Source organism: Rhodopirellula halodulae (assembly GCF_020966775.1).
Lineage (GTDB): Bacteria > Planctomycetota > Planctomycetia > Pirellulales > Pirellulaceae > Rhodopirellula > Rhodopirellula halodulae.
On record NZ_JAJKFV010000012.1, the window covers coordinates 100,412 to 115,203 of the forward strand.

Consider the following 14,792-nt stretch of genomic DNA (forward strand, 5'->3'; position numbering starts at 1 on the left):
GCGATTAAGGCAACGAATTGAAACTGCTCAAGGATCGAAACGAAATCGCCGCCCGCACGGTCGCTGCACTGTGTGTGTGTTGCTGCCTATGCCCGCGGGCCGCGACCGCAGATCCCCCGCCTATTCCACAGCGAATGTTGACGGATGGCTCCACGAGCGACAGTCTCGTCACCGCCACCCGCGAAAATTTACTGGAGGCGATCATTCGACCGCTTCCGGATAGCAAACTTTCCATTCTTTTGAACGATCTGTCCCGCGCCGACTCGGTCCTCCGGAACGAACTGCAAAAGGCTCCGACCTACAAGACTTCGCGACAACAAAGCCTTCGCTGGTTGCAGCGAGTCGAGCTTGCGACGTTGCGATCAGAACTTTTCCCTGAGAAGAGTCCCGATGGAATTGCCGCGGCGAACGAGGCAGCACGAATCGCTGAAGCATCCCTGCTCGCTTTGCCCGCAAGCGGCTCGGCACGGTCGGAAGTGCTACGTCTTCTCGCCGAAGCCCACCTCCGTCGCGGCGATCTTCAATCGGCGGAGGTCGTGTTGGAGGACATGAATGCCTCCGCTGCAAAGACTGCCGGTCCAGACGGATCGAATCAAGAAAGCCATGACATTGCCATGCAAGTCCGCATCGCGATTGCGGCAGGCAATCAGACCACCGCCAAGAATCTGCTGGAGGACTACTACTCCCAGCACACCTCGCGTCGGCTCAACATGGATTTGGTGCGATTACGATACCTGCTTAGGTTCGGCAGCGAGACACAAGTTGCGAACTGGCTCGATTCTATTTCGCAGACGCATGGGGAAGATGCCGGAGACCGAGCCTCCACCATTGTTTCGCAAACCCGACTTACCGATGGCGAGGGCGTGTCTTCTGCTTCCTCCGCCAATCCCGAACGCGACCCAAGACTTTGGATCGCCGACGCGATGTACTACCTGAGAAAAGAAGAGTCACAACAAGCCGCACTGCACTTCGCGAGAGCGGCGATCTCCGACCAGGATGCCAGAAGAAGTATCCAGTCCGCGTTGAAAGCTGCCGCGATCTTGGTTCAATCCGGAAACTCAAAAGCCTCGGTGGAATTGTTGCAACGAATCAGTGACTCACATACACAATCCAGTGATGCTGCGGGTGCGTTGCTGCAAGCTGCCACCATCGCTCACGATCACGCCAGCGAATTCACTGCGGAAGAGATACGCACCATGCTCCAGCATGTGGCGGATCGTTGGCCAAACACCGAAGCAGCCCTCGCCGCGAATCGCTGGCTAATCGCGTGGAATCGCAACGAAGCCAACTGGCTTGCCGCCGCCATCCAAACCACCAAGATTGCGGTGAGACATTGGCGGGAAAACTCGTCAACCGCACCCTCCGGCACTGAAACGCACGCTTCACAGTCTGTTCGTTCACTCTGCCTACTTTGCTGGTCCGATGCTTGGATGCACGAACCTGATGCAAAGACCGTTGATCAGCTACACCAATCCTTCGCTGATGCGGCCCCGGCCAGTCTTCCTGCCCGCACCCACACGGACCTGACGGTCTTGCTCGATGATCCAATTTCGCGAGCGTCCCAGGCAACCGAAGGCTTCTTTCGCGAACTGGCCAAATTTCGTTTGGGCCAGTCAGTCTCCATCACGTCGCAACCTCCTCACGCCGTCACAACGGCGTTGATTCAGAGGCTCGAGATGGATGCCCGGCAGCAACCAGAGCGACGTGTGGCAATCGGCCGGTGTTTAATTGATCTCGACCGGAAACACTCGCTGTTTGCTTCCGAAATCGAGCCCGGAGGTTCATCCGCATGGCGGGCAACAGTGCATCGAGTCGGATGGCACATTTGGGCGGGCGAACGATCGGCGGCGGAAACGATCGTCAAGGAAGCAATTGAGCGAAACGCCGATGCGGCCAACGAACTTTTCCGAAAGTCCGCTCAAGCTTATTCGATCTCACCATCCAAAGCCGACCAGGCCCGAGCGGCGAAGTGGTGGAAGCGGTTGGCCGACAACCAAACACGAGGAAGTCATGAGTGGTATGCATCGACGTTGGGTTGGCTGGATGCGCTCAAACGTTCTGGCAAAACAAAAGAGGCCAGTGCTTCCGCTCGCATGATTCTGCTGACGATGCCCCCTCAATCGGCCGAGCAAGCAGCAGCCTTCGAAAACGCTGCAAAATGAGCGGTTGGGACAGATCGCAAGATGCCGATGATAAGTTTGTTTGTCACTTATCACTCCCGCTTTTGTCGGCAACCGGATGCAGGCTCTTCGAGATTACCTACAGTCAAACGGCGAGATGTTTTTCGATGTCCTTGAACTCGCGACCACCGGGTTCTATCTGCGTCCCATCGCGACATCCGGCGAACAAGCATCTCATCCGCCGCTGTTCAGCCAACTTTGCTTCACATCGCTTGGCCACACCGCGCCTGATTCCGAGGACACGCTCAACGCGTGGATCGAATTGATTCACCCGGATGATCGCGAGGAATTTCGTCGTCATTCGCTCAAATGCTCGGATGCCGACGGATCTTCCACCCCTCGTGTTTATCGCTTGCGAACGAGCGATGGCCAGTACCGGTATACGGAAGAAAAGTGCCGAATCATTCGGAATGAGGAACGCGACGAATCATTTCGATTGGCGGTTCTGCACGACATCCATGATCGTCGGTTAGCGGAACAGGAAAATGAGACACGCCACCGAGAAATGCAAACCATCCTAGATACCATCCCAACGCTCGTTTGGTTCAAGGACCGCGATCATCGCATTCTGCGAGTGAACCGAGCCGCCGCCGAGTCGAGTGGGCTCACCGCCGAAGAGATCGAAGGCAAGCTGACCAAAGATGTCTACCCCAGCCAAGGTGCGCGTTATCAGGCCAGCGATCTGACGCTGTTGCAAGGGGAACAACCGGTCAAACGGGTTTATGAAGTCCTTGAAAACCGCGACGGCGATGAGCTGAAAATGCTGATCGACAAATACATCATTCCCGCCCACAACGAAGAAGACGAACGCATCTTGGTGGTGGGAACCGACGTCACCGAAATCGAAGAAGCACAAGAAGCTCTCGCGAAACAAGAGGCTCAGTTTCGCAACCTGTTCGAAGGCAGTCCGCTTGGTAGCCTGTTGATCGATTCCAATCGGAAGATTCGTCTGCTGAATTCGCAGCTCATGAAAATTTACCGAATCACTCCGTCGCCAAACAATCCGATTCGAATCAACGAACTGATTCCTGAATACTTGCTGGGACAAATCACACCACCCACCGATTCCCTCCAACTGAAACCAATCGCGAACACGCAGATTGAGTTTGAAACCACGCGTGGCGATGGAACGCGAATGCGGGTCAGCTTGGTCGCCGCGGCCATCGAAATCGACGGTACGTGGATGACGTTGGCAACGTTCAGCGATATCACTGAACGACACCAAGTTTCACTGGACTTGCAGACCAAGCAGGCCGAACTCGAACGCAGCAACGAAGACCTGGATCGGTTTGCGTACATTGCCTCGCACGATTTGAAGGCACCGCTTCGCGGGATCATGCATCTCGTCGAATGGATCGAAGAGGACATGCCACCGAACGTTGGCCAAGACGTCCGCGAACATCTTGAGAAACTTCAGTCTCAAGCCAAACGGATGGACACGTTGCTGAACGATTTGCTGGCCTACGCGCGTGTGACTCGACAAAACGATGGCGTGGAATGGGTGGATTTGAATCAATTGCTACCGCAACTGTTTCAGTTCATGTCGCCCCCGCCGTCGATGAGTCTCGAGCTTCCACAGTCGCTTCCCAACTTCACGACGGCGCGTGGGCCATTGGAGCAGATTTTTCGCAATCTGTTCGGCAATGCAATCAAACACGCAACGGGCGGAAGCCGAGTTCGCGTCACGGCAAAGGTGGTCGAAGGTGTGTATCAGTTTTCCATTCAAGATGACGGACCAGGCATCCCCGATGGAACCCACGAACGAATCTTTGGGATGTTTCAAACGCTCGAAAGCGGCAGCAATCGTCGCGGCACAGGCATGGGGTTGCACCTCGTCAAACGATTGGTGCAGGTCCAGGGCGGCGACGCTTGGGCAGACGCCAACGAGAGCAACGGCGCAACGATACATTTCACCTGGCCAATGGAAGCCAAATCACACGCCAAAGCGAGCTGAGTTGATCCGGCGAGTTCGGATCCGATCGAGCTCGTTCAACTAAGCTTCGCGAGCGAGCTTGAGAATCATTTGCTCCAGCAAAAATCGGTCCCTGCCTTCGGTGCTGTGCGTCCCTTTCAATCGCAGGTCAGCGTCCAACAACCAAGGCAACAAGTTCTTCGCTCGTTCGCGACCGATTGACTGCAACTGTTTTTTTGCCGATTGGATTTCAAAGCCGCGTCGGATGCCGCCCGCTGCCAACGCGTCTTCAAACTGCCAAGGCCGGCCGCTTCGTTCACGATGTTCAATCGCGGCGGTTGTCATTCCTAACCTTCGCAGCGACCATGCGATCTGCGGCAACAAGGCGATCGCACGTTGGCCGCCGCTGAACAGCTTGTCCAATTGCCGCAAAGCTTCTGCGGCATCCCCAGCGGCAATGGCATCGGTAATCTGCCAAACAGTTTTGCCTTGCCAGCCCGCGACCACATCCCGAACCAAAGGCTCCTCGATCTTGCCACCGACATCGACGTAGAGAGCCAGCTTGGCAATCTCTGTGTCCAACATTCCAATCTCTTCGCCAAGCATTTCGACCAGCGCATCCGCTGCGGCGGCGGCAAGTTGGCATTGATGGCGTCCCGCAACGAACGAGGTCAGAAACTTCCGACGCGAAGCCGCGGTGATTCCCAGCTTCGCGTCCGTGGCACTGGTACAAGCCACCAAGAGATGTTCTTTGTCCACCGCCTTGTAGACGCGGGTGTTGCTGGCCAGCGATTCGAGTTCAAGTACCAAACGCGTCGCGTCGCCCGGCTTCGCCAAATACTTTTCGATTTCGGGACGGTGATTGGACAGGAACTTATCCGCTGATCGGACCACAATCGTACGTTTGTCGCCCGCGTCAAAATCGAACAGGGAGGCGGTCGCCAGGTCGTCTCTCAAATCCGACCACTTGCAAACCTCGCCATCCATCTGGGTCCATTCGCTGTCACCAACGATGGCATCGATGCACCACTTTCGCAGGGTGCTGTCCACTCCATAAACCACGCCAACCACCTTGCCAGCTTGAGTGGACTCGGGAGCGGCAAGGTATTCAAAGGCGTTGAATCTTGGCATTCGTGATCACGAACGCGAATTAGAGGCCGCGTTCTTTTGCGAAGGAGTAGATACGGTAATTCTCTTGGTCTTCGACTTCGCCAGTCACTCGTAATTGACCGTTCTCGTCGAACAGCAACATCATTCCAGGCTCTGTCAGTTCAGCGTCCCCCGTCATTGGCAACACCTTTCCACCACCCAAATCGACGACCGTCGTTTGCGAAGTCACCTTGGCATCTTCCAGCTTTTTGACCACGAGATCAATCGGATCAATCAGCTCCGCAGGGCCTTCGTAAGAGAAATTCGATCCTGGCGTTACATTTTGCATCCAAATCGGCATCGTTGTCCGGTATTGGATGTTGTAGCTGTAGTTGACTGCTTTCGCGGTTGGCGGGTCCGCGGTGTACTCGACGGTCTTGTCTCCAAGTTGCAATGTTTTCACCCTTGGGAGCTCGACGGGTCCCGCAAAGTACTGATTGAAATCAGGCAGCGAGATCGCTTCGCTCGGCTCGCTCCATTCTGACCAGCGTTCGAACAACCCTCGACGGCTTTCTTCTTCCTCGGCTTGTTGCATCAACTTTGACACACGCTGATAGACATCGCCTGACAACGTCGAAACCTTCGGTTGCTGCAAGGCATTGGCGGGGAAGTTCGGATCCACCACGGCAACACGGATGCGATACACGTACTTGCGACCTGGACGTGGTGTGTTTTTGTCGTTGCTGGAGGCGAAATCGAAGAACCGCATGATTTTGTAGTCGACGGGATCTTCCTCCACCATCGCCATACCACCGTAAGCTCCCATGCCGCTCATGCCCATTTCCATTCCCATGTCCATGCCCATCCCCATGTCCATGCCCATATCCATTCCCATGTCACCGCCCATTCCCGCCATGCCCGAGGCGCCGGGGCCGGCCAATTCGAGATCGTTGACATCGACCTCTTCTTCCTTCAACAACTCTTCGCGTTCTTTCATCTCTTTTTCGCGACGAGAAACCATGGGAATCAGCGGGTGCGTGACGAAATCGGTGTAGTCCGCCAGCAAAATCGGTGGGATGTAGGCCGTCACGTTCAAGTCACGGTAATCCTCGGGGACCACTTCTTGTGCGTACCCACCCCAACTTCTGTGAGCTTCTTTCAGGTTCTGCTCTCGTGTGTATCTCAGCACCCAATCATTTTCATTCAGCTCATCGACGGACTTCGTTGTGACATCCGCTCGTTGGACTTCGTAGTTGAAGTACAGCGGTTGATCCCGCGAAGGCAGGTAACCATCCGCATCTTGGAAAGCTGCTTTGAACGCTTCCGCCATCTCTTTATGAGGAATGACTGCGGTACCGGAGATGAACCAGGCGTAATCGGGAACTGGTTTCATGCTGTTCTTTGGAACCGCCGTGAATCCAAAATTGTTGGCTGAGTCGAAGCGCCGCCCGGATGCGGAGGCCGACATGGTAGCTCCCATGCCCATATCCATCCCCATTCCCATGCCCATCCCCATGTCTTCGCCGTACATGTCCATGCCGCCGCCCATGCCCATTTCCATGCCCATCATCTCATCCATCCCCATCATCTCGTCCATGCCGCCGCGACGACGCGAACGGGAACGCGGGCGAGGTTTTTCTTGCTCGACGACTTCCAACGCTTCTGCACCCTCGAGGTCTTTCAGCGGATACTCACCGGTTCGCGAAAGTTTCGCAATGGAAGCGATGTGACTGTCCACTTGCAGGGCCCGTGGTGCGAAGATCTCGGGGTCTTTGCGCCGGATGGACGTATCAATGGACTTTCGTTCCAGGAGGTTCGCTGTCTTGTATGGCGACGCATCCACTGGAGTTCGCTTGCGGGCAGTTTCGGCGAGAATGTCAAACTTGGGAGCCACCACCGGTTCGCGTTCTTGGAAGATCGCCTCGTTGTGGTCTTCGTCGATGCTGTTTCGCACCGTATTTGCATCCGCCGTCAACTTCTCAGGTTGGACCTCATCGAGCATGTTTGGCATTTGCAGCCCGGAATAGACCATCCAGCCCGCCGCCAAAACGACAACTCCGACGACAAATTTTTCACCATGAAGGATGAAGAACTGTTTGATTTTGTCGGCATCCATGATTTGTTTACTCGTGCAAACGAAAAGGAAAAGTGTTGGTTCGGCGACAGTTGTGAAAAGTCGCAATGTGATCGATGGTCACCTCATCGAATTGCATTGCCGTTTTGGGATCACCCCGTTGCGGCGGTGGCCGGTGTTGCGGCGGAAGCTTCACCAGCGGGTGCTGGCGTCGGCTCGGAAGAACCGTCATCGGCCGCAGCGTCACCACCGTCTGCCGAGGGATCAGCCGGTGCAGGCAGTGCCGAATCAGGCGATGCTGCTGGTGCGGCAGGTGTAGCGGCGGCGCCGTTCGTTGCCTCCCCATCCGTGCCTTCGTTGAGATCCTCTTCGGCACTTTGTGCCATTGTCTCACCATCCAACATGGTGTCCTCGGTGACCTGTTCGACCCCCAAATCTTCTTTGTGCGGTGGGTTGTAGACGTGAATCAGGCCATACACCTCAGCCGTCACGTCCAAGGGGAATTTTTCCTTGGGACCTTGAGAAGCACCGCCCATCATGCCTCCACCCATTCCCATCCCCATGTCCATACCCATCCCCATGCCGCTTTCCATGCCCATGTCCATTCCGCTCATCATGTCGTCCATGCCGCCGCCCATGCCCATGCCACCGCCTCCCATTGAACCGACCGCGTTTGAACCGGCCGATTTTGGCAAAATTCGGACCTGCTTGACTTCGACCATCAGCGGAGCGCTACCGCACGCGGCCAGCAATTCGGGGATGTAACGTTGGTCGATCTGAAGGGACATCATCACAGGAACACGCTTGGCCACCTTCAACGGTGCATCCTCAGGTGAGGTGCTGTCAAAAGCGCTACGGAGAGTGGCACCATCAATCGGTTCGTAGGTTGTGTCAACGTAGCGGTTGTCGCCTGGGTCGAGAGCTTCCATCGTTCCTCCCATTCCCATTCCCATGCCACCCATCCCCATGTCGCCGTACAGGTCGTCCCCCATTCCCATGCCCATATCCATTCCCATGTCCATGCCCATATCCATCCCCATTCCCATGCCACCGGCGGCCGCCCCCATTCCCGGTTTTTGAATGGCACCCGCGGTGAACTTCACCTTCTTTCCGAGAGAGAGGTGATTGATGACGTGGATCTTGGCTTCGAAAGGTTGCTGAGCATCACCGTTGACGTCCGCGACGATGGCCAATAGCTGACGCAAAATCCAGAGATTTTCTTGGCTATAGTAAACTTCCAGCGTCGATGGACGACGCCCTTGCCAAGGGAACAGTTCCGAGATGATCGCGGACTGCGAAGACACGGGCCAATCGACCAAGGGAACATCCTCCACGCCGGCGAAATTCACCGGTCCGCGGCCCATTCCCATGCCCATCCCCATATCCATCCCGCTCATCATCGAATCCATTCCCATTCCCATCTCCATACCAGCACCCGCGGACTTGAATTCCGCCTGCCATTCCGCCTTCGCGATTTCCGCAATACTGGGCAGCACGTTCTTGATGTAAAAGGCGTACTGGTTCCGGAACGATGTTGGGACTTCCTGATCTGGCTCTGGTGGGAAGTCAATGAATTTCTCAATCGGCATCTTGTCTCGGAACCAATCGATCAGATCTGAACTCAGCTCTTCTTCGGGCCAAACCAAGATTCCTCGCTGTGCGTCATACACTTCTTGCCAAGCCTGCAGGACCTCATCCTGGCGGCCATCGATCAGTCCCTCCATGGCTTCTTGCGAAGTCGGGTTGGGGTGCGTGGTCAACTCCGATCGCAAGGACGAAACAGCACTGACGTCGCCTTTGATCTTTTGAGTTCGGCTTTCGTTTTCTTCCCGCAGACTGCTGGTTACCAAAAACCAAATCACCAACGCACCCAAGGTGATGGTGCCAGTGCCGATCCAAAAGCCATGCTTGGCCGCGACAGCGAATGATTGCTTGAGTTGATCCATCGGAACGACCGAGTCGGTGGAGAAGAGAAAAGGTTGTGTGGGTGACGAATGAAGTCGTCAAAATCATGGATTGGGACGGTCAATGGACGACCATCCGCTTTCGTGTTAGTTGGCCATTGCCATGCTATCCGCGTCGGGGTCCGTCGCATCTGGATCCGTGTTGAATCCGTCCGCCTCAGCGGCTTCGGCTGCTTCCAGTTCCGCCTGGATCTTCGCTTCGATGCGTTCGCTCAAGATGCTTTCTTTCCAAACCACCTGGAACACAAAATCGAGCCGCAGAACTTCCAACGTCTGAGTTTCCACCTCGACATCGTCGTCGCCTTCCGCTCGCAGTTGCATCGCCGCCATGGCAGAGACGGGGTCGTAGTCAGGATTTGGAATCTGCACCAATTTTGGATCTTCTTCGTTCAACAAAAGTGGATACGCAAATCCGAACTCTTTGGGTGTGAAAGTGATTGGATTGCCCTGGCTGTCAGTCAGCGTGATCGGCTTTTCCAGGAAGTTGGTGGTCAAATATTTCCGGACGTGCTGGCTGCCTTCTTCGCCCTGGTGTTTCGGGCTGTTGTAGTAGTGATAACCCTTGAGCTGAATGACCCAACCTTCCTCTTCGGGGCCGGTGTCATCGGCGAAATCTTCCGGCAGCGGCGAATCCTTCATCAGGTCGTACCAGTTCGTCATTTCTTCTTCGTAACGAACCGCCAACCGCTCGCTGAACCAATCCTCCGCCAAGTCTTCATAGAACTTGGTGTCGATTTCGGAGATGTGAAAATCGATTCGATCTTCGAGCGGCAACTCTTTGATGGAAGGGATTTTGCCATCCGGATAATCCGCTCGCGGAATCATCGAGTTGACCGCGTTGATGACTTCCATCCACATCAAACGACGTTCCGCGTTACCGGACACTTCTTCGCCCAGCCGGTTCAGGAACGTCAACTTGCTGACCAAGGTCGAATCCTCTGTCTTCTGATTCGAGCTGTACGAAGACATCTGCGAGACGGCCGATTCGGCACTCTTCCACAAATCCTCGTGTGTTGTTTGCCAGGAACGCTGAGTCAACGCGTACTGGGTGGTCGCCCCAAGCAGCAAAGCAGCCATGCCGGCCAAAGCCCAGGGCTTCTTGGCCCGAATCATTCGCTCCGTCTTGATCTCGGCTGGGATCAGCGACGTGTGAATCTGACTCAGCCCCAAGCCCTGCAAGCAGAGCCCGTAACAGACCGCAAACGTCGGTGCGTTGTCGCGGAAGGTTGGGATGCTGAGAACGTCGTCTCCACCGAGTCGATTGAATCGATCCAACGTGTGGACTTCGTATCCCAAATTTTTGCCGAGGTAAGCCGCCAGCCCCGGCATCTTGACCGTGTTCCCGGTCACCAGCAATTCCGTGATCTCGGCTTTCTTGTCGATACTGCGGAAGAAGCCGATCGAACGTTGAACCTCGGTCACCAAGTCATTGAAGACCGGACGCATGGTTTGGAAAACCAACTTCGGATCCACCGCTTCTCGAGCGTTCCGTTTGAGATGCTCGGCTTTCGCGAACGTCAGCTTCAAGTCTTTGGTCAACTGACGCGTGAAGTGGTTACCACCGATCGGCATGCTGCGTTGCCAGATTCGGAAACCGTTGGTGACAATCAGGTCACTGCTGTCGGTACCAATCGACAACAACACGCTCGACGTCGGCGGTTCGTCGGGATCAAACGACTCGTTCTCAATTCGCTCGTGGAAGCGATCAAACGCGACCATGTTGTAAAGAGCGATCGGTGTCAGTTGCACCATGTCGACTTCGATGTCGGCGTCCGTGAACGGCTGCAACTGGCGATAGGCCTGCTCGCGTTTCATCGCGAACAAACCGACTTCGCTTTCCAACGCGTAGCCTTCTTGGACCGTTGCCCCGGGCATGGTTTGGTAATCCCAAACCACGTCGGACAGTTCAAATGGAATCTGCGTCTTTGCTTCGTAGCGAACGATGTCGTGAATCTTCTTCAGTTCCACCGGTGGCGGTTTGAAGAACTTTGCCAGACCGCTTTGTCCAGGAACGCTGATGCACACCCGATCACGAATCGCATCGTTGCGTTGAAGCAACTGATCCAGAGCATCGGCGATCAATTGGTCTGGGTCGGCGTCGGCCTGCCCCAAGATCTTGGGATACTCGATCAGTTCAAACGCATCCGCGACGATTTCGTCACCTTGTTTGACACAGTGCAACGCCTTCAGCGCGCTCTGACCAATTTCGATTCCCCAAACGCCGCCAGATCCGGCCATGGTTTACTTTCAACACGAAGAGACAAGATTTTTCATATCGATGAGAGGCATCAGCTAAAGTTGACACCGGGGGCGAGACCGGGAGGTGCCAGTGGTCTCGCCAAACCGCTAGTATCCCCTTTTCGCCCCTTCCCGTCAAATTTTAGTCGCTCATGCCGTCCTTTGCCGAATGTTGCGTCCTAATTCCCTGCAGCACGATCGAAGATTTCCCCTCTCGGTTGGATCATGACGCCGCGAAAAGTCTGCTTGGCACCCTGACCGCGGTCTGGCACCCGCAATTGCTGGCACTGACCGGCAAGATTCCAGCCTGGTACCGAGCCGACGATGCTCCGGCTGCCCCCACCCCCATCGGAGGCCTAGGTTCATCCGCGTCACCGGCTTCATCCGCAGGATCGTCGCAAACCACGAGTGACGAAAATTCGCCGAGCGATCACGCAACTTCGCCGAGTCTGCCTCTGCGTTGGACACTGGTCCCCGAAGCCAGCCTGGCGAAATTGCCAAGCTCTCTTCGCGAACGTTTGCCGTCCGCCGAAGCCGATCAACGCTGGGCCAGTCACGAGGAGGCTTCCCACAAGGAGATCTTCGTTCGCAGCCAAAGCCGAGACGATGCGATGGCTCTCATTGATTCGTCGCTCGATCCGAGTTGGTTCGGCCACTTCCAACCCGGTTCGCTACTTCAAGACACACGGCTGACCACGTCCAAGGGCCGAGAGATCTCGGCGGATGACTTCTTTGCGCTCGCCTACACCTGGTGGCAGGTGCAAGTCTTGACCAGACGCCTGCGGTACACCAGCAACCTCGATCAGATCTATGTCGAAACCCGAGTCGTCGACGCCGCGATCGCATGGTGCGGCGGCGATGCCGACTCGGCCGCGGACGCTCTGCACGATTGCTTCGATGCCTTGGCGGAGGAACGCGACCACTACTTCGCGTCGGACCCATCGTTGGTGGACCTGACGCTGCTGACGCCGTCGACATTGCCAAAATTTTTGGCTGACAACCAAGACCGCGATCCATCGGGCTCAGACGCCGAAGAATCCATCTTGGCCACCCCGCGAAATGTGTTGGTGGACGAAACGCTTGCCCAATCGCTTCTTGGTGACGATGCCCCAACACGCGAAGCATTTCAAACGGCACTGGCGGGCGATGACCTAGCCTGGTGCGGTGGCGGTCCTGCGGCAAACCTATGTTATGACGAATTGAGCTGTGATCAGCTTGAAGAAGCGTTGCGGCATTCGATCGCTGCGGCCGAAGAAGCCACGGGGCAACCGATGATCGTGCACGCGCGTCTGGGCGGCAGCACTCCCGGTGAAGTGGTCGCGGCTCTGGCTTGCCACAAACACGATGGCCAATCCACCAGCCAATGCCGAGGCTTGATCCCCATCGACTTCCTCAACGGCACCGGGTTCGGCGACGAAGCCAAAGTGATCTTGGGCGAAAGCGGGCACGAGATCGAAGCATTGACCGCCAAGCCGATCGATACAACCGACGAAGCATCGTTTCTGACGCTTGGCACGCGACTCGGCGAAGCCATCGATTCGGGTGAGATCGCGACAGCTTTACTGGTCCATTGGCCCGGCGGCCGTTGTGACAGTTTCGACGATTTGAAACGGGCCGCGACCTGGACGCTGGCACTTGGAAAGTTTTGGAAGATCGACGACTACTTCGTGGACGGCGAGCATCCCTATCACCACGGATCGTCCAGCGTTTCCAAACCCTCGCCGACGGAAAGATTGCGGGCGGGGGCAATCGCCATGCGGGAAGCCACTGCCAAACTTCGTCAATCCGTGAAGACGCAATCAACACGAGACCTGCATGGGCTTTCGTTGCTTGCGAACCCGAAAGCATCGAGTGATCCATCGTCAGCCAATTTTGCCGCATCGTTGGGACTCGCCGATGGCAAGCCCGCCACGTCACCGAATGCAAATTCCGACGACGCGACGAAGTCAAAACCGACGGAGCAGGCATTGATCATCAACGCCCACCCGGTCGCGTCGCGTGATTCGGTTGTCGTGAAGGGCAAACTGTCATCGCGTGACAAGTCGATTTTTCACGCCCAGCTTTCCAAAGGCAACACCCACGCGATCGTGGACGTTCCGGCCTGGGGCTATCGATGGGTCAGCACTCTCGCCAAGCCAAACGAACCCTCGACCCATTCCGACAACAACGAAGGAGATGATCCACGTTTGGTCCGTTGGGCAAAACAACTTGGTCACTCGATGGGTCGTGGCCCCAGTCCCATCGTTGACGGACACCGGTTGGTCAACGAATTCATGGAGCTGAATCTGTCGCCGGATCACGGCGGCATCCAAGGAGTCTACAGCGGCAAAGTTCGTGGCAACCGATTGTCGACACGAGTCGAATTTTCATCGAAAAAGAAGGATCACACGCCTCTCGTCTGCAAGTGTGACAGCATTCGCACGTTGGAAAACGGCACCCTGCGAGGCGTGATTGCGATGCGAGGCACGGTCGAGCGACCTGACTCGGGCCAAACGCTCGCGTGGCAATCAGAGGTCGAACTGTCTCGCGGAAGCCGGTTGGTTCGCTACCGAATTCGTTTCGAAGTGGCCAGCGATGACGCGACACCCTCTGAACTGGACTGGATCAACCATCCCGTGTTGAAGATGGCTTTCCCCGGCACAGCTCCAGTCATCCGGACGATCGTGCGAGAGAAACTCCATCGCACGAGTGCTCGCCGCTTCATCGCTCCGCTCGGTTTCGTGCACGAAGAAGACGATTGCCGCACCTTAATCGCGACTCATGGAAACGCCTTGCATCGTCGCAGCGAAGATCGTTTCTGCGAGACGCTTTTGCCTCTGGCCGCGGCCTCCGCCACGACCGAAGGCTTCACCCCGTGGTATGAGCTCTCGTTTGGTTTCGATGTGCCTCATCCAATCGATTCCGCGATGGAAGCGTGGCGAGAGACGCATGCGATGCATTTTTCAGCAGGGCAAAACTTGCGAAAAGGCGTTCCGTTTGGTTCCTGGTTGATGCATTCGTCACCCTCATCGCTTCGCGTGCAAGTGGTCGACACTTGCAAGTTAGACGACGGCCGATTGGCAATGCATTTGCGAGCCATCCAGACAACCAGCAAATCTGTTCGCGGGGTTTTGCGTTTCTGCCAAAAGGTGGCGCTGGCTCATCCAATTTCCCCTTTGACTAGACCTCTCAGCCAATCCGATTCGCCCGGCACGAATGACGATCAGAAGCCGTCCATTCAAAGCATTGATTCGGCAGCGATCGATGGTGAAGTCAAATGCGACGACGACCGAATCGAGTTTGGTTCCTCCGGTCATGGAGTGACCCATCTCTGCGTTGTCTTTGACAATCAATAA

7 protein-coding genes are annotated in these 14,792 nt (G+C 56.0%); 3 read left to right on the plus strand and 4 right to left on the minus strand.

The features are described 5' to 3' along the window. Positions 1-17: 17 nt before the first annotated feature. Positions 18-2,162 carry a tetratricopeptide repeat protein gene (locus LOC70_RS11465; protein ID WP_230253713.1) on the plus strand — a complete coding sequence of 715 codons (2,145 nt, stop codon included), beginning with the start codon at positions 18-20 and terminating at the stop codon, positions 2,160-2,162. 115 nt (positions 2,163-2,277) lie between these two features. Continuing rightward, positions 2,278-4,134 carry a PAS domain-containing sensor histidine kinase gene (locus LOC70_RS11470; RefSeq protein WP_230253714.1) on the plus strand — a complete coding sequence of 619 codons (1,857 nt, stop codon included), beginning with the start codon at positions 2,278-2,280 and terminating at the stop codon, positions 4,132-4,134. Between the two features lie 39 nt (positions 4,135-4,173). Here the strand turns inward: LOC70_RS11470 and holA are convergent, their stop codons facing one another. From holA to pilM, 4 genes are all read right to left on the minus strand, one after another. Further along, a complete protein-coding gene (gene holA / locus LOC70_RS11475; protein WP_230253715.1) occupies positions 4,174-5,223 on the minus strand; it encodes a DNA polymerase III subunit delta in 1,050 nt (349 codons plus the stop codon). Positions 5,224-5,242: 19 nt separating this feature from the next. Further along, positions 5,243-7,297 carry a hypothetical protein gene (locus LOC70_RS11480; protein WP_230253716.1) on the minus strand — a complete coding sequence of 685 codons (2,055 nt, stop codon included), beginning with the start codon at positions 7,295-7,297 and terminating at the stop codon, positions 5,243-5,245. A gap of 110 nt (positions 7,298-7,407) precedes the next feature. Further along, positions 7,408-9,201: a hypothetical protein gene (locus LOC70_RS11485; RefSeq protein ID WP_230253717.1), complete on the minus strand. Its 1,794-nt coding sequence runs from the start codon at positions 9,199-9,201 to the stop codon at positions 7,408-7,410. 105 nt (positions 9,202-9,306) lie between these two features. Further along, complete coding sequence (gene pilM, locus LOC70_RS11490; RefSeq protein WP_230253718.1) at positions 9,307-11,457, minus strand: type IV pilus assembly protein PilM; 2,151 nt, start codon at positions 11,455-11,457, stop codon at positions 9,307-9,309. 152 nt (positions 11,458-11,609) lie between these two features. Here pilM and LOC70_RS11495 point away from each other — a divergent pair, with 152 nt between their 5' ends. Then, the gene (locus LOC70_RS11495; protein ID WP_230253719.1) at positions 11,610-14,792 is read left to right on the plus strand and encodes a hypothetical protein; all 3,183 of its coding nucleotides are present in this window, start codon (positions 11,610-11,612) and stop codon (positions 14,790-14,792) included.